General features: G+C 62.1%; 13 protein-coding genes. 11 read left to right on the top strand and 2 right to left on the bottom strand.

What is annotated here, in order from left to right; translation table 11 throughout:
- Positions 1 to 24: 24 nt before the first annotated feature.
- A complete protein-coding gene (locus ACYVL5_RS04075) occupies positions 25 to 357 on the top strand; it encodes a c-type cytochrome (protein WP_460594277.1) in 333 nt (110 codons plus the stop codon).
- Positions 358 to 420: 63 nt separating this feature from the next.
- Here the strand turns inward: ACYVL5_RS04075 and ACYVL5_RS04080 are convergent, their stop codons facing one another.
- Complete coding sequence (locus ACYVL5_RS04080; RefSeq protein ID WP_460594278.1) at positions 421 to 1611, bottom strand: MFS transporter; 1191 nt, start codon at positions 1609 to 1611, stop codon at positions 421 to 423.
- Between the two features lie 272 nt (positions 1612 to 1883).
- On the opposite strand from ACYVL5_RS04080, the gene rd reads away from it, so the two are divergent.
- The 6 genes from rd to ACYVL5_RS04110 all read left to right on the top strand — a co-directional run bounded on the left by rd (position 1884) and on the right by ACYVL5_RS04110 (position 9557).
- The gene (gene rd / locus ACYVL5_RS04085; protein ID WP_460594279.1) at positions 1884 to 2042 is read left to right on the top strand and encodes a rubredoxin; all 159 of its coding nucleotides are present in this window, start codon (positions 1884 to 1886) and stop codon (positions 2040 to 2042) included.
- Between the two features lie 24 nt (positions 2043 to 2066).
- Positions 2067 to 4871, top strand: coding sequence for an aconitate hydratase (gene acnA / locus ACYVL5_RS04090; protein ID WP_460594280.1), 2805 nt, complete (start codon positions 2067 to 2069; stop codon positions 4869 to 4871).
- Between the two features lie 117 nt (positions 4872 to 4988).
- Positions 4989 to 6902: a PAS domain-containing sensor histidine kinase gene (locus tag ACYVL5_RS04095; RefSeq protein WP_460594281.1), complete on the top strand. Its 1914-nt coding sequence runs from the start codon at positions 4989 to 4991 to the stop codon at positions 6900 to 6902.
- A 335-nt stretch (positions 6903 to 7237) separates the two neighbouring features.
- Positions 7238 to 7798 carry a class I SAM-dependent methyltransferase gene (locus ACYVL5_RS04100; RefSeq protein WP_460594282.1) on the top strand — a complete coding sequence of 187 codons (561 nt, stop codon included), beginning with the start codon at positions 7238 to 7240 and terminating at the stop codon, positions 7796 to 7798.
- A 383-nt stretch (positions 7799 to 8181) separates the two neighbouring features.
- Entirely contained in the window at positions 8182 to 8580 is a 399-nt protein-coding gene (locus ACYVL5_RS04105; RefSeq protein ID WP_460594283.1) for a M67 family metallopeptidase, read from the top strand.
- Between the two features lie 26 nt (positions 8581 to 8606).
- Positions 8607 to 9557, top strand: coding sequence for a 4Fe-4S dicluster domain-containing protein (locus ACYVL5_RS04110; RefSeq protein WP_460594284.1), 951 nt, complete (start codon positions 8607 to 8609; stop codon positions 9555 to 9557).
- A 1-nt stretch (position 9558) separates the two neighbouring features.
- Here the strand turns inward: ACYVL5_RS04110 and ACYVL5_RS04115 are convergent, their stop codons facing one another.
- Positions 9559 to 9936: a response regulator gene (locus tag ACYVL5_RS04115; RefSeq protein WP_460594285.1), complete on the bottom strand. Its 378-nt coding sequence runs from the start codon at positions 9934 to 9936 to the stop codon at positions 9559 to 9561.
- Between the two features lie 306 nt (positions 9937 to 10242).
- Between ACYVL5_RS04115 and ACYVL5_RS04120 the strand changes: the two genes are divergently transcribed.
- The 4 genes from ACYVL5_RS04120 to ACYVL5_RS04135 all read left to right on the top strand — a co-directional run bounded on the left by ACYVL5_RS04120 (position 10243) and on the right by ACYVL5_RS04135 (position 16627).
- The gene (locus ACYVL5_RS04120; protein ID WP_460594286.1) at positions 10243 to 11799 is read left to right on the top strand and encodes an ATP-binding response regulator; all 1557 of its coding nucleotides are present in this window, start codon (positions 10243 to 10245) and stop codon (positions 11797 to 11799) included.
- A complete protein-coding gene (locus ACYVL5_RS04125; RefSeq protein WP_460594287.1) occupies positions 11796 to 13124 on the top strand; it encodes a sigma-54-dependent transcriptional regulator in 1329 nt (442 codons plus the stop codon). The genes ACYVL5_RS04120 and ACYVL5_RS04125 overlap by 4 nt, the downstream gene beginning before the upstream one ends.
- A 336-nt stretch (positions 13125 to 13460) precedes the next feature.
- On the top strand, positions 13461 to 13853 hold the full coding sequence (locus tag ACYVL5_RS04130) for a DNA-binding transcriptional response regulator (protein WP_460594288.1): 393 nt from the start codon (positions 13461 to 13463) through the stop codon (positions 13851 to 13853).
- A gap of 77 nt (positions 13854 to 13930) precedes the next feature.
- Positions 13931 to 16627 carry an ATP-binding protein gene (locus ACYVL5_RS04135; RefSeq protein ID WP_460594289.1) on the top strand — a complete coding sequence of 899 codons (2697 nt, stop codon included), beginning with the start codon at positions 13931 to 13933 and terminating at the stop codon, positions 16625 to 16627.
- Position 16628 lies beyond the last annotated feature (1 nt).

A 16628-nucleotide genomic window follows, 5' to 3' on the forward strand; every position in this document is an offset into this window, starting at 1 on the left:
CGGCTCACTACAAGGAGGAGTCACATGAAGAAAATTCTGGCCGCATCCGTTTCCTGTCTGTCCCTTGCCCTGATGGCTGGCACCGCTCTTTGCGACACACCGAAAGGTGGCAAGATCGACGGAAAACACGAGTTCGAAGAACATTGCGCGAGCTGCCATCCCAAGGGTGGCAACATCGTCAACGCAAAGAAAACGCTCGGCAAGAAAGTCATGGCGGCAAACGGCGTCAAGACCGAGAAGGACATCATCGGCAAGATGCGTAACCCCGGGCCGGGAATGACCAAGTTCGACGCCAAGACGGTCTCCGACAAGGAAGCCGCCGCCATCGCCAAGTACATCCTGGCTACCTTCAAGTAACCATCCGCGGGAGTACGCATTTAAAAAGCACCTGTCCGGAAGCTCGGGCGGGTGCTTTTTGTTTTAGGGGAGAGGGGCAGGTTTGCAGGAGGGGGGGACCCGCATGAACTGGGCCGCCACCAGGGAGACCACGCCGAGGGCGCTGCCGGCTACGAAGGGGATCCGGTAGTCGAGCATCCAGAAATACCCGCCGAGTGCGGGAAGGAAGACGGCGGCGATGTGGTTGATGGTGAAGCCCACCGACATAGACGAGGCGATGTCCGCCGGATCGGCGACCTTCTGGAAATAGGTCCGGATGGCGACGTCGAAGTTGTAGAGGATGTTGTCGACGATGTACATGAACATCACCAGGGTCTTCGAGGTGCTGAAGGCATAGACCAGGAAGACAATGATGACTCCGGTGTACTCGATGGACGAGATGAAGCGCTCCCCAACCTTGTTGATCGCCTTCCCTATGAGAGAGTTGAGAATGTACGCCACGATGTTGTTCACGATGAAAAGCAGCGTCATGTCCCTCACCGAGAAGTGAAACACCTGGACCAGCAGCAGGATGGAGAAGACCACGAAGATCTGCCTTCTCGCCCCTGATAAAAGGGTGAGGATGTAGAAGAGGGAATACCTTTTCTTCAGGATCATCTTCTTTCGCTGCGGCACCACCCCCGCGTGGGTGGGATCCTGCATGAGACCCCACAACCCCGCCACCAGCACGAGCCCGCCGATCACCAGGTACATCTCGCGGTACTGCGCCACCGCCCCCAGGATGTAGACCAGCAGCCCCGCCGCCACGCTGGAGATGGCACCCAGCGCCCGGAGACGGCCAAAGACCAGCGGGGAGACGGCGGTGGAGAAATACTGGAGGGTGAGTGACTGGTTCGTGCTCTCGTAGTAGTGGAAGCCGAAGCTCATCACCACGGTGGTGAAGATGAGCCACCCGTAGCTCGGAACTAAGGCGGTGATGCCGGTTCCCAGCCCGAGCAGGGCCACCGAGAGGGCGGCCAGCCGGTGCTCGCGGACCAGTAAGAGGACGAAGACCAGCAAGAGGGTGAGGAAACCGGGGACCTCGCGGACCGACTGCACGATGCCGACCTGGCTTCCGTCGAGGTGCACCACTTCGGCGGCGAAGTTGTTGAAAAGGATGGTGTATCCCTGGAGGCCGATGGTCGAGGCCGCGGTCATGATGATCAGAAAGCGGAGCATGGGGCGCTGTTCGGAGGTGATGGCGCCGGGGTTTATCCTGCCGAGTAATCGTTGCATCTGGATTGCTTCCTTGGGTGCGTTGGGGACTGCCGAAGGGGAGGGGAGGGCCTCGTTCCCTGATTTTGTATCACCGTTACGGTCTTTCTGTAAATGTCCAATAGGTTGTCATGCTTGACTTTCTTCTTTGCGCCGCTATTTTTATGTAATGTTTCCGCGCGGGACGACCGGCTCCACTGGATGTCGTTTTCTTTGCAGTACCGCGTTTTCGATCAAACCATTCATAGTTGTGCCCTCATGTCTCAATCCAATCAAGATCAAGGAGGTCTGTAATGGAAAAGTGGCGTTGCACCATCTGTGGCTATGTGTACGATCCGGCTGCCGGCGACCCCGGCAATGGTGTGGAACCGGGAACCCGTTTCGAGGACATTCCGGACGACTGGGTCTGCCCGGTGTGCGGTGTGGACAAGAGCCTGTTCGAAAAAGAGTAGTTACCAATTGCCCGGAGCGTGAATATGGCCCCCAATCTTCTCGATAGTTACCACTCGACCAAGTCCCTTGCCGTTGACGGGAAAAACTACCAGTACCGTTCGCTCCATGCCTTTGCGCAAAGCGCCGGTATCGATATCGGCAGGCTTCCCTACTCATTGAAGATCCTGCTGGAAAACCTGCTCAGGCGCGAGGACGGGGTAACGGTCAGAAGCGACGACATCGAGGCCGTCGCCCGTTGGGAAGCGTCGGCCACTCCCGACCGGGAGATCCAGTTCATGCCGGCCAGGATCCTGCTCCAGGATTTCACGGGAGTGCCGGCGGTCGCCGACCTGGCCGCCATGCGGTCGGCCCTGGCAAGGCTTGGCGGCAAAGCCTCCCGCATCAACCCGCTCCAGCCGGTCGACCTGGTAATCGATCACTCGGTCCAGGTCGATCATTACGGCACCGTCTCGTCGGTGAAAACCAACTCCACGCTGGAGTTCGAGCGCAACCACGAGCGCTACCAGTTCCTTCGCTGGGGACAGTCCGCCTTCCGCAATTTCCGGGTGGTGCCGCCGGAAACGGGGATCTGCCACCAGGTCAACCTGGAATACCTCGCCCAGGTGGTGGTCCGCAACGACGCAGACGGCACGACCTGGCTCTACCCGGATACGCTGGTCGGTACCGACTCCCATACCACCATGATCAACGGGGTCGGCGTGGTCGGCTGGGGGGTGGGGGGGATCGAGGCCGAGGCGGCCATGCTCGGGCAACCGTGCTCGATGCTGATCCCCCAGGTGGTGGGATTCCGGCTCACCGGGAAACTGAGGCCCGGCGCCACCGCCACCGACCTGGTGCTCACGGTGACCCAGATGCTCCGCAAGAAAGGGGTGGTCGGCAAGTTCGTGGAATTCTTCGGTCCCGGTGCCGCATCGCTCAGCATCGCCGACCGCGCCACCATCAGCAACATGGCTCCCGAGTACGGGGCCACCATCGGCATCTTCCCGGTTGACGAGCGGACCGTCGCCTACCTGAAGATGACCGGCCGCGGCGAGGTCGCGCCCCTGGTGGAGGCCTACTTCCGCGAGCAGGGGCTCTGGCCCGACCCGCAGCGCCCTGATCCCCTCTTCAGCGATACCCTCGACCTCGACCTGGGGAGCGTCGAGCCGTCCTTGGCGGGCCCCTCCCGCCCCATGGACCGGGTGCCGCTGGCCGACGTGCGCGGCTCCTTCCGCAGACAGCTGGTGACGCTGCTCAAGTCCGACGCCGCCAAGATCGACAGGGAGACCATGAACCGGTGGCTGGGGGAGGGGGGATCCCCGGTGACGGTGGCCCGTGAGCTGATGGAGGTGCACCCGGACCGGGATCTCGGTTCGCTCGGGCACTGCGCGCCGGTCCGGCAGCCGGACGGCGTAGCCTACAAGCTTTGCCACGGCTCCATCGTCATCGCCGCCATCACCAGCTGCACCAACACCTCCAACCCTTCGGTCATGATCGCCGCCGGGCTTTTGGCCCGTAATGCGGTCCGCCGCGGTCTGCAGGTCCGTCCCTGGGTGAAGACCAGCCTCGCCCCGGGATCCAAAGTGGTCACCGACTACCTGGCCGCCGCCGGTCTCATCCCGTACCTCGAAGCGCTTCGCTTCCACCTGGTCGGCTACGGCTGCACCACCTGCATCGGCAACAGCGGCCCGCTTCCCGAGCATATCGCCAACGCGGTCACCGAAGGCGAGCTCGCGGTGGCGGCGGTCCTCTCGGGCAACCGCAACTTCGAGGGGCGGATCAACTCCCACGTCCGCGCGAACTACCTCGCCTCGCCGCCGCTCGTGGTCGCCTACGCCCTGGCCGGCAACATCAACAGCGATCTCACCCGCGAACCGCTCGGCACCGACGTCAACGGGCAGGAGGTGTACCTGGCCGACATCTGGCCCGACGATGCCGAGGTCGCCTCCCTGGTCAGCACCCACGTCCTCCCAGAGTCCTTCAGCCGCAACTACGCCGACGTCTTCCGGGGCGACGAGCAGTGGAATCGCCTCCCGGTCCCCACCGGGGAGCTGTACCAGTTCCAGCCGGACTCAACCTACATCAAGGAGCCCCCGTTCTTCCTGGACCTCTCCGCCCAGCCGCCGGCGGTGGGGGACATCCAGGGGGCCCGGGTGTTAGCCTACCTCGGCGACTCGATCACCACCGACCACATCTCCCCCGCCGGCTCCATCGCCAAGGACTCCCCGGCCGGCCGCTACCTCGTCTCGCTCGGGATCGCCCCCAAGGACTTCAACTCCTACGGCGCCCGCCGCGGGAACCACGAGGTCATGGTGCGGGGAACCTTCGCCAACATCCGGATCCGCAACAAGCTGGTGCCGGCCCTGGAGGGCGGGGTGACCAGGTGTTTCGCCGGTGGCGATCCCCAGGGGGAGGAGATGGCCATCTACGATGCCGCCATGCGCTACGCCCAGGCGGGGACGCCGCTGGTGGTGATCGCCGGCAAGGAGTACGGGACCGGCTCCTCCCGCGACTGGGCGGCCAAGGGGACGAGGCTCCTCGGGGTGCGCGCGGTCATCGCGGAGAGCTTCGAGCGGATTCACCGTTCCAACCTGGTGGGGATGGGGATTCTTCCCCTGCAGTTTCTCCCCGGAGAGAGTGCCCAGAGCGTGGGGATCAACGGTACGGAGAGTTTCGAGATCACCGGGCTGGCATCCCTGTCACCGGGACAGCAGCTGCAGGTAAAAATGACCGCCGACGGCACTGCCTCGGAGTTCACCGCGATCGTCAGGATCGACACCTCCAACGAGCTCGACTACTACCGTCATGGAGGGATCCTCCCCTTCGTGCTGAGACAGTTCATCAGGTAACCGGGTAGCCAACCTGGCAGGGCAGGTTCAAGAGCAACGCGTGGCCTGCCCATGGCAAAGTGCGCCCCTCAGGTATCCCGACCCCGCCGTCAGGCCGCCTGAGGGGCTTTTCCGGCCATGGAAAGGGTAGTAGAGATGGGGGATGCCAAGCTGGATATAGTGCAGATAGCCGGGCACCTCCTGGACCTTTCCTCCCCGGTCGCCCTCAGGGAGCCTCTCCCACCTTTCCCGGTGATCGCCCACAACGAGGCCTACCTCGACCTTCTTCCCGATCCCCCCGCACACCGTGATGCCACCGGGGCGGCACCCGTCGGCTGGATCCTCTCCCGCCTTACCGGCGTCCAGAAAACCGGCCTTTCCTTCTGTCAAGACGAGCTGCCGGTCGGCGGCAAAGACGGTCCGCGCTGGTTCAACTGGCGCCTTTCCCCCCTGGTCCATTTCGGAGTCATGATCGCCATAATCGAGACGGCGACCGAGGTTACCTCCTCGGTACGGGCGCGGCTGGCAGCGGAACACGCGCTGCAAACCGAGCAGGAGAAGTTCCGCACCGTCTTCAACTCCGCAGCGGCGGGAATGGGGCGCCTTGCCCTGGACGGGAAATTTCTGGAGGTGAACCGGGTGTACGCCGAGCTCCTGGGGTACACGGTTGATGAGTTGGAAAGGATGTCCTTCCAGCAAGTTACCCATCCTGACGATGTCGCCGCCGATTTGCTGCTCGCCCGCCGCTTGCTGGCCGGTGAGATGGCCGATTACCACACCGTCAAACGCTACCTCCGCAAGGACGGCAGCATCGCCTGGGTCAATCTCTCCGTCGGGCTGGCCCGCAACCGGGCGGGAGAGCCAAGCTACTTCACCGCCATCGTGGTGGACATCAATGACCAGAAGCGTTTCGAGGAGGAGCTCCAAAAGGCCAACCTGAAGTTGCAGCTCACCCTGGACAGCATAGCGGAAGGGTACTACTCGCTGGATGACACCTGGTGCTTCGTCGCGGCCAACCCCGTCGCGCAAGAGTATTTCGGCCGCCCCGGCATGGACCTCACCGGGATGAACCTCTGGGAGATCACCGGTTGGCCCGCCGACTCCACGGTACGAACCGCCTTCGCAAAGGCGAGGGAGACCGGGGTGAGAGCCCGGCTGGAATTCGAGTCCAGGCTTCAGAAGGGGTACTGGATCGAAGCCCATCTCCACCCGCGCCACGACGCGCTCGACGTCTACTTTACCAACGTAAGTGACCGCAAACGGGTGGAGGTGGAGTTGGAGAATGCCCGTGACGAGCTGGAGCTGAGGGTGGAGGAGAGGACGGCCGAGCTGGAGGCCACGGTACGGGAGCTCCACCACAAGGAGCACCTGCTGCTGCAGCAGAGTCGGCTGGCGGCCATGGGGGAGATGATCGGGAACATCGCCCACCAGTGGCGGCAGCCGCTCAATTCGCTCGCCCTGCAGGTGCAGTCGCTTCCGGTCGCCTTTCGTGCCGGGGTCTTCACCGAGCAGCGCCTGCTGGAGACCGTCGAGAAGGCGATGATGCTGATCCAGCACATGTCGGGAACCATCGACGACTTCCGCAACTTCTTCAAACCGGACAAGGAAAAGACCGAGTTCCACCTGAAGGAGGTGGTGTGCAACGCGCTCCAACTGGTAGAGGGAAGCTTCAAAAGCCGCCAGATCGAGATCATCCTCAACGATAAAGAGGATCCGGTCGTGTATGGCTATCCCAATGAGTACTCGCAGGTCATCCTCAACCTGCTCAGTAACGCCAGGGAGGTCATCGAGGCGAGAAACGTGGTAAAGCCAAGGGTCACCATTACCATGGGGTCCTCGGAGGGACGCTCCGTGCTGACCATCAGCGACAACGCCGGCGGCATCCCGGAGGAGATCATCTACAAGGTCTTCGAACCCCACTTCACCACCAAAGGCGCCCAGGGAACCGGGATCGGGCTCTTCATGGCCAAGAACATCATCGAGAAGAACATGAGCGGCAGGATAAGCGTCCACAACACCGCGGAAGGTGCCGAATTCACCATCCTCGTCTAGCCCCTTTCCATCTCTCCCCACGCCGGGTCCTGATCAGCCTGCTGTTTCGCAACCCCCTTTTGCTACAACGGGCACATAAAAGTCGTCTCCCATTGATCCTCTCCCTCTCGTCATCCTGTCGGCTATTCTCCCTCCCTAGCTCCAATAACCTTTGATCGACTCCTCTCGACTGCGTCACCTAACCTCACTCCGGATAGATGGGCAGCTCCCCGGCGGGCCATGTCCACTGTCAGGGTGAAGGAGTATACTTGGATTAAATGAATGCAATGAAACGGATGCGTCACCCATCCGGGAAAGGTAAAGGGCTCAGAAGCATGGTGGCGGGGAGAGAGATCATGAGCACCGCATCCGAAGGTGTCAGAAGGTACAGTTGCTTCTTCAAGAAACTGTCGGCCCTGCGTGTTCTCGACTACGGTACCGGTACCATGAGAAATGCCGTCTATCTCTCGAGGGAGGGGTTCCGCGTGGTAGCCGCCGACCTTCCTGAGCAGGTGGCGCGGTTGAGCCATTCGCCGGCCCTTCAGTACGCGGAGCGGCTGCTGCCGGTGGAGGCGCTTTCCGAGAGCCATCTCGATGTCGATGTCGTTCTCTCAACCTATGTCTTCAACATCATAATGGATCATGCCGGCCGTGACCTCTACGTCCGGAACACCGTCGGCAACCTGCGTCCTGGCGGATACCTGTTGATGGAGACCCGCTGCCCGCGGCTGAGCGAACGCTGCTCTCTTGCCTGCCGCGACTACTTCACCAGCACCTGCTCGAAAACCCTCACCCACGAAGAACTCGATGCCCTCTTCAATCCCTACGGAATGCGGCGGGTCAGCCACTACTACCGGAGCCACGCAGTGGTAGCCATGTACCGCAAGAATCCCGCCCTCTTGTCCCCGCCTCTTTAGGTTAATGCCCGAAGCCTGACTCTTCACCCTCGCCCTATTCGGGAGAGGGCTCACTCAAAACCCTCGCCCCCTTGGGGGAGAAGATGCCCGCAGGGCGGGTGAGGGATGGGTTACGGAGCCTTTTTACTTGACAGATGATGTCGGTAATTGGTATCCGTTTACACCACTGAAATGGATAAGTATCTGACAAGGGTTTACGATGGCCTCGCTCAAGTTAACCGCCTCTCTCGCTTTCCACTTCACTCGGGCCGTGTCCTGGCCTACAATGCGCTGCCGACTTCAAATCCTACCCCGGCCCGCCTTTTTCAAGGGGGGGAGTATCAGTAAGCGTTGATTTCATTGGAGAGAGGATGGGAGCAGGGTCTCTGCGGCCTGGAGAAAAGATGATCGAGATACCGCGCGATATCTTCAACGACATGATCGGCCATGCCCGCGGCGGGTTTCCCCTGGAAGTCTGCGGGATCCTGGGCGGGAGCGACGGTGCCGTCTCCAGGCTCTACCGGATGACCAACACCGACGCCAGCAGTGAGCACTACATGATGGAACCCAGGGAGCAGTTCGAGGTGGTCCGCGATCTGCGGGCGAACTCGCTCACCATGCTTTCCATCTACCATTCCCATCCGCAATCGGCTGCCTGGCCCTCGGCAGAGGACATCCGGCTGGCGGCGACCCCCGATGTCTCCCATGTCATCATTTCGCTCTCCGAGGCGGACAATCCCCAGGTCCGCTCGTTCAGGATCGCCGGGGGGAAGGTAGAACCGGAAGAAATCGTCATCACGTAACGTCGTGTAATACCAGGAGGAGATACATGTCGAAGGAGAAAGCGCCCGCTGTCGATCTTAAGAACCTGAAGGCGGGCGGATTCATAAAGGAGCGCGGCAAGGACCTTTTCACCATCCGTCTGAGGGTTCCCGGTGGACGGCTGTCGGTGCCGAGGCTCAAGAAGATCGCCGAGGTGGCGGAGAAATTCGGCGGGGAGTTCGTGCACCTCTCCATGCGTCAGTCCATGGAGATCGTCAACGTCAACTTCAGGGATTTCGACGCGGTGGTGAAGGAGTTGGGCGAAGCCGGCCAGGAGGTCGCGTCCTGCGGCGCCCGCGTCCGCGTGCCGGTCGCCTGTGGCGGATGCGAGTACAACCCCAATGGCCTGATCGACACCCAGAAGTCGGCCATGGAGGTCGATGCCAGGCTTTTCGGGACCGCTACCGGCCACCACAAGTTCAAGGTCGCCTTCGCGGGCTGCCCCTTCGACTGCCCCAAGTCGGCCACCAACGATGTCGGCTTTCAGGGGGCCGTGGAGCCGGTCCTCGACCTCTCCTCCTGCATCGGATGCGGCCTCTGCGCGAAGAACTGCGTCCCCAAGGCGATTACCATGGGAGAGGACCGGAAACCGCTCTACCGAAACGATCCCTGCATCTGGTGTGGCGACTGCGTCAAGGTTTGCCCGACCGGGGCGTGGGGCGAGAAAAGACGGGGCTATACCGCCCGGATCGGCGGCAAGTGGGGACGCAACCCGCTGGTGGGAACCCTCTTCGCCACCTTCGTCGATGAGCAACGGGTGGTCGATTTCATTTCCACCGTCCTGGAGTGGTACCAGGCAAAGGCCGAAGGGAAGGGGCGCGTGCGGTTGGGAGACATCCTGTTAGCCGAGGGAACCGGGTCGCTTCTTGCCCATCTGCGGGTGAAGTTTCCCGGCAATGTCGTGGAAGCGACCCTGCCGCCGCAGATCGTCGCCACCCAGGTCGGGACCCCCCGTTGAGCTAGGAGAGCTTTTGCTCCTCCAGCAGGCTGTGGATCTTGTCCATGATGGTCAGCGGGTCGATCGGCTTCTCGAAGTAGCCGGTGCATCCGGAGGCGAGGATCCGGTCCTTGTCGCCGGACATGGCGTAGGAGGTGATGGCTATTATGGGGACTTTTCCGTCGGCTTCCGAGGCACGGATGCGCCGGGTGGCCTCGAAGCCGTCGATGTCGGGGAGGTTTATGTCCATGATGATGAGGGGGGGGTGCTCGGCGATCGCGAGCTCCACCCCCTTGAGCCCGGTCTCCGCCGCGATGACCTGGTACCCGCAACGCTCCAGCGCGTAGGTGATGAGACGGAGGTTGTCCTTGTTATCCTCGACTACCAGCACCTTTTTCATTGAGGTCACTCCGTTTCTCTTCCCACGGACCAAAGGCGCCATTCGCCTCCCCTGATCCCCTCTCCTTGATGCGGTTCCTTTCTCCGGCATCCGCAGCTCGAAACGCACCTACCTCGTCCAATCAATTTTACCTGTGTCGCTTCATCGAAACAACAGCCTTGCAAAAAAAGTTGCATCTCCCCTTTCCTGTGGTACTCAAAACACATCATCTCTGCCAATGTGCAAGACATAGAGAGAGTTCAGTCCCATTCCCCTGCCATCCGCCGCTTGTGCTTTGACAGTCGTTTTTTCCATCGAGAGAGTTCAATGAAGATCCTCGTCGTCGATGACAATAGCAACGACCGACAGATACTCCGGCAGACCATCGAGGCCCACGGCCACGAGGTGCTGGTGGCCGGGGGAGGGGAGGAGGGGCTGCGGCTGGCGGTCCATAACCTGCCGGACCTGATCATCTCCGACGTCTTCATGCCGGGGATGGACGGCTTCCAGTTCCTGAGGACCCTCAAGCGGTTCAGCGCCATTCCCTTCATCTTCTATTCCGCCGTCTATCAGGGAAAGGAGGAGGTGGAACTGGCACGCGCCCTCGGCGCGGAGTGCTTTCTCGCCAAACCGAAGGATCCGTTGGAATTATGGCACGAGATAGCCCAGGTCCTGGAAACGGGAGTCCGGCAGCGGCAGGAAAGTCACGATCTGGTCGAGAAGACGGATCTCTACCTGAAGAGGTACAGCGAGGTAGTGGCCGCCAAGCTCGAGGAGAAGGTGGCCGAACTGGAGGTGACCGAGGCCGACCGGCAGCGGGTGGCCGAGGATTACCGGGCCATCCTGCGGACGGCGATGGACGGGTTTCTGCTGGTGGACTACGAGGGGCGTGTCATGGACGCCAACGATTCCTACTGCAGGATGACCGGCTACCAACGGGACGAACTCCTCCGGATGAGGCTCCCCGAACTTGATGTGGTCGATACCGAAGAGGACGTGGCCAGGAGGATTTCGGATATCCGTCTCCACGGTTCCGGCCGCTTCGAGACCAGGCACCGGCGCAAGGACGGGACCCTGATCGATGTCGACGTCAGCGTGCACTGCCTCCCCAATTCAGGCGGCAGGCTCGTCTCCTTCCTGAGGGATATCACCGAGAAGAAGACCATGGAGAAGGAGCTTTTCGAGGCCAAGCGGATGGAGATCATCGGCCACCTGGCCGGCGGAGTGGCTCACGAAGTGCGTAATCCTCTCAACGCCATCCTGTCCATCTCCGAAGCCCTATTCCGCGAGAAGGATTTTGCCGGCAACCAGGAGTACCTTCCCTACCTTGCTCACATCCGGGCCCAGATCGGCCGGCTGTCGAAGCTCATGAACGATCTCCTCGACCTTGGCAAGCCGATCCCCGCCTCGAGCATCACCGACGTTTCCCTGCCGCGCTTTTGCAACGAGACCGTCGCCATCTGGAAGGCCTCCCCTGCGGCCGGGAAGCACCAGGTGAACCTGGTCTGCGACCTCGACGAGCAAGGGCTGGAGGTAAGCGCCGACGAGGCAAGGCTTCAGCAGGTGCTCATCAACCTTTTGGATAACGCCGCCCAAAGCTCTCCCGAGGCGACCTCCATCACCCTCGAAATCGGCCGGGCACCGGAAGGACGGGTGGCGCTGCGGGTCCGGGATGCCGGGCGGGGGGTGGCGGAAGAGAAACTGGAGCGGATCTTCGAGCCGTTTTTCACCTCCCGCCGGGAAGGGACCGGCCTGGGGCTTGCCCTCGTCAAGCAGTTCGTGGAAAACATGGGAGGCGAGGTGAGGATCTTCAACAACGTTCCCCCTCCCGGATGCACAGCCGAAGTGGTTCTCAGGCGCGCCTTGAAGGGAGACCTGCAATGAAGCGGAAGATCCTTCTCCTTGACGACGATGCCGGGACCCGCTTCGGTTTTACCCGTTTCCTCTCTTTGTGCGGCTATGACGTGCAGGAGGCCGAGTCGCTGGCCAGGGCGGCGACCGCCTACGGCGCCCAGAAATTCGACGCGGTCATCATCGACCTGAACCTTCCGGACGGCAGCGGGCTCGATTTCATCGACACCGTTCGCGGCGATTCACCCGATGTCCCCATCATCATCATTACCGGTGCGGGCGACATCCCGCTTGCCGTGGAAGCGATGCGCCGGGGGGCGGACAACTTCCTCACCAAGCCGGTCGATATGGAGGGGGTCGAGCTGTTCCTGGAGAAATCCCTGGAAATCGGGATGATCAGGAAAGGGATCAGCTCCCGTCAGCGGATCGAAAAGGGGAGGGACCCGTACTTCGGGGACTCGCCCGCCATGCTGGAGGTCGCCGAAATGGCCCGGCTGGCCGCCGAGGAGGATTCGCCGCTGCTGATCACCGGTGAGACCGGCACCGGGAAAGGGGTGCTGGCGGCCTGGATCCACCGCCAGAGTCGCCGCCGGGCCGGGCCGTTCGTCGAGCTGAACTGCTCGCTTTTGAGGGGAGAGCTCTTGGCGAGCGAGCTCTTCGGGCATGTCCGGGGGGCCTTCACCTCGGCAGACCGCGACCGGGAAGGTTTCTTCGACGCCGCCGACGGCGGGACGCTCATGCTGGACGAGATCGGCGAGATGGAAATCCCCATGCAGGCGCAGTTTCTCAAGGTGTTGGAGGAGAAATGCTACCGGAGGCTGGGAGACACCAAGTTGCGGCGAAGCGACTTCCGGCTGATCTGCGCCACCAACAAGGATATCGAGGGCGAGGTGCGTGCGGGGCGCTTTCGCCGGGACCTATTCTTCCGGATCAACCTCCTCACCGTCCGGATCCCGCCGCTTAGGGAGCGGGTGGAGGACATCCCCGGATTGACCCGCCACATGCTGGCCCTGCTGGGGGCGCCCGAACGGGAGGTCTCTAAAGAGATCCTGGGGATGCTGGCCGGCTACCCGTGGCCGGGCAACGTCCGTGAGCTGCGCAACGTGCTCGAGAGGGGGGTGATCCTGTCCCGCGGAAAGCCGTTTACCACTCAGCACTTCGCGGCGCTGGGTGACACTTCGGTGGTTTCGGAGGCGGCGGGGAAGGCGACCCTCCAAGAGGTGGAGAAGGCGCACCTGTTGGCGGTGCTCGAGCGTTGCGGCGGCGAAGTCGCCAAGGCCGCAACAGAGCTCGGGATTTCCAAGGCAACGCTCTACCGCAGGCTGAAGGACCTGAAGAGGCCGCCGACCACCGCGTAACAGGCCTGCCCGGCGCCGGCCCCACGACCCCGGCTCCCTTAGTACTCCGCACAAAGGACTTCGTCTCGACCGACTCCCCCCACCGGACTCCAACTCCCGCAACCCCATCCTCCACCTGTCCTCCCCCTTGAAGAGGGAGTGACGTACCGCAGAAGATTGTCACAGGCATCTCCTCTTTTCTCAGAATGAGACTCCCTTTCTCATAATGAGAAGCCTGCCGGGCCGTCAAGGCCCCTGCCCCCACCCAACCTGTTGAATCCACGATATCCACACCCATGGCACCCTTCTTGTTATGGAGAGGTTTAGCCGGAACCTACGACAGGGGGGAGAAGCGCCATGGCATCTGAAAAGAAGCGGATCCTGGTGGTTGACGACGAAGAATCCATCCAGTTCTCTTACCAGCGGCTGTTTCGGCGGGAGAACGTCGACGTCGACGTCTGCGGCAACCTCAAGGACACCCTCGCCATGCTCGACGCAACCGGTTACGACGTCGTCATCGCCGATCTGCGGCTATCGGATCCCGACGGGCGGGAAGGGCTCGAGATACTGGAACGGGTGCGGCGCTTGAGACCGGAGACTTCCGTCATCCTGATGACCGGGTACGGGAACAGCGATGCCCACGAAAGGGCAATGGAGTTGGGAGTGATCAGGTATTTCGTCAAGCCGGTCGAGGTCGCGGACCTCATGACGCTTCTTTCCAGGATCGGCATCCCGCTTGAGTCCGCCTGATCCGCGAGAATTTCCGGCGTACCGGGGGCAGCCCACGGGGAACTCAGCAAAGCGCAACGGGCTGTGGAGGATAGGACATGAAAGAGATAGCTCAAAAGGGAGCAGGGACACGATTTCCCTTTCATAAACTGCGGCTTGCGACCCTCATCGGTTGGAGCGTGGTTGCCATCGGCTGTCTTGCCGGCGAGGTTCAGCAGAGCAACGAGTTTCTCATGGCCAACGCCAAAGCGATGGCCAAGGCTTCCTTCGACAAGGACCTGATGTTCCGCCGCTGGGGGGCCTCCCACGGTGGCGTGTACGTGCCGGTTTCCCCGAGCACCCAGCCAAATCCCTACCTGAAGGTTCCCGAGCGCGAGATCACCACCAACTCCGGGCGGCTGCTCACCCTGGTGAACCCTGCCTACATGATCCGCCAGATCTACGAGCTTAGCCGTCGTGACTCCGATGCACCGCAGGGGCATATAACGAGCCTGAACCCGATCCGCCCCGAGAACCATCCCGACGCCTGGGAGTCGGTTGCCCTGGCCGCCTTCGAGCGCGGTGTGCCGGAGTACGGTGAGCTCACCTCCTTCGCCGGGAAAGCTTACTACCGGTACATGCGACCGCTCAGGACGGAAAAGGCCTGCCTCAATTGCCACGCGGCCCAAGGGTACCGCGAGGGACAGCTTCGCGGGGGAATCAGCGTCTGGGTCCCGCTCGAAGGGCTCGTCAAGGTAGTAGACCTCAACCGGTTCTCCCACGAGACGGTGATCGTGGCGGTCTGGCTGATCGGGCTCCTCGGTATCTGGGTCGGCTGGCGCAAAATCGGCGAAGCCACCGCCAACCTCGTGGTGGAACGCAACAACCTCACCGCCATCTTCGATGCCGCGCCGGTAAGCATGCTCTTGGTCGACAGCAACTTCCAGGTGGTGCGGGTCAACAGGGCGATGCAAACCAACTTCTCCCTCGAGGTCCAGGGCTGGCGCGGCCAGCGCCCCGGCGGGGTGGTCCGCTGCATCAATGCCCTCATGAACGACAACGGGTGCGGTGCCGCTCATGACTGTCATTCCTGCCCCCTCAACAAGGCCATTAGAGTGGCGATGCAGCAGGGGGCGGCGAGCACCGGGGAGGCCTGCATCGAGACCCTGACCGGTGACGAGTGCGACGTGGTCACGGTGGATTACGGCGTCCAGCGGATCCTGCTGGAGGGGAGGCCTTTCGTGATCCTGTCGCTGGTCGACATCACCCAGGCGCGGAAGTCCCGGGACGATCTCAAGGAGAGCGAACTCCGTTACCGGACCATGGTGGAAACCCTTCCCGTGCTCCTTTTCCGGATCGCCTCCGACGGGCGGCTGTCGTTCCACGACCACAAGGTGGAGGAACTCTGCGGGGTTACCAAGGGCGAGTTCGACTCTTTCGAGAGGGATTGGTTCTCCCTGGTCATGGAGGCCGATCGTCCCCGGGTGGAACAGGCCTTCCGGGGCGCGGGGATGCCGGGCGGTGAATGCTCGGTGGAATTCAGGATCATCACCAGCACCGGGAAGGAGGCCTGGCTGCTGGCCCAGGCCCATTTCGCGCCGACCGCGTGCAATAGTTCCGGCGCCATCGGGGTCATGGTCGACATCACCCATCAAAAGCATCTCGAGGAGCGTTACCTCCATGCCCAGAAGCTGGAAGCGGTCGGCCGCCTGGCCGGTGGCATCGCCCATGACTTCAACAACCTCCTTACCGTCATCATGGGAAACGTGGAGATCGTCGCTCATTACGATGCCGACCCGGCCATGATCAGGATCGCCTCCGGCCAGATCATGGCGGCCAGCGAGAAGGCGGCGGGGCTGGTCCGCCAGTTGCTCGCCTTCAGCCGGAAACAGGTCTTCAGCCCGATGGTGCTCGATTTGAACCAGGTGATCACGGGCATCGAGCCGATGGTTCGCCAGCTCACCAACGGCCACATCATGCTGGTCACCGACTGCGCCTCCCAGCCGTGCCTGGTGATGGCCGACAAGGGGCAGATGGAGCAGGTCATCATGAACCTCGCGCTGAACGCCCGCGACGCCATGCCCAACGGCGGCGTCCTCGATATCGTCACCAGCACCATCGACCTCGATGCCACCTGTTCACCGATGGTCGGCAAGGATGTCGCCCCCGGACGCTACGTCCTTCTCTCGGTGAGCGACTCCGGGGTCGGCATCGACGCCCAGACCCTCAGCCATATCTTCGATCCTTTCTTCACCACCAAGGAGGTAGGGAAGGGGACCGGGCTCGGGCTGGCCACCGTCCACGGCATCGTCAAACAAAGCGGCGGTGAAATCCGGGTCTACAGCGAGGTCGGCCGGGGGACCACCTTCCGGGTCTACCTCCCGCTGTACGAGGGGGAGAGGCCGCCGGACGACGTCGCGGGGGTGGAGAAGAGCGCGAGCGGTAAGGGGTGCATCCTGCTGGTAGAGGATGAGGATGGGATCCGGAGCATCGCGAGCGATTACCTGCACTCCTGCGGATATTCGGTGGTGACCGCCAACAGCGGGGAGGACGCCCTTGTCGCCTGGGAGAAGTGCCGCGGAGAAGTCCACCTGGTGATCACCGATCTTTCCATGTCCGGGATGGACGGCTATACCCTCGTGCAGGAACTGGCCGGCCGGGGGGCGGAGGCCAAGGTGCTTTTCATGTCCGGTTACGTGGAACCTCCCGAGATGAAGGAACGGGTCGCCTCCAACCAGATTTCCTTCCTGCACAAGCCGTTCACCATGAACGTGCTGGCCAACAAGGTAAGTGAGCTTCTGGACCAGCGGAAATGAT

Source organism: Geomonas sp. Red276, from assembly GCF_054784495.1.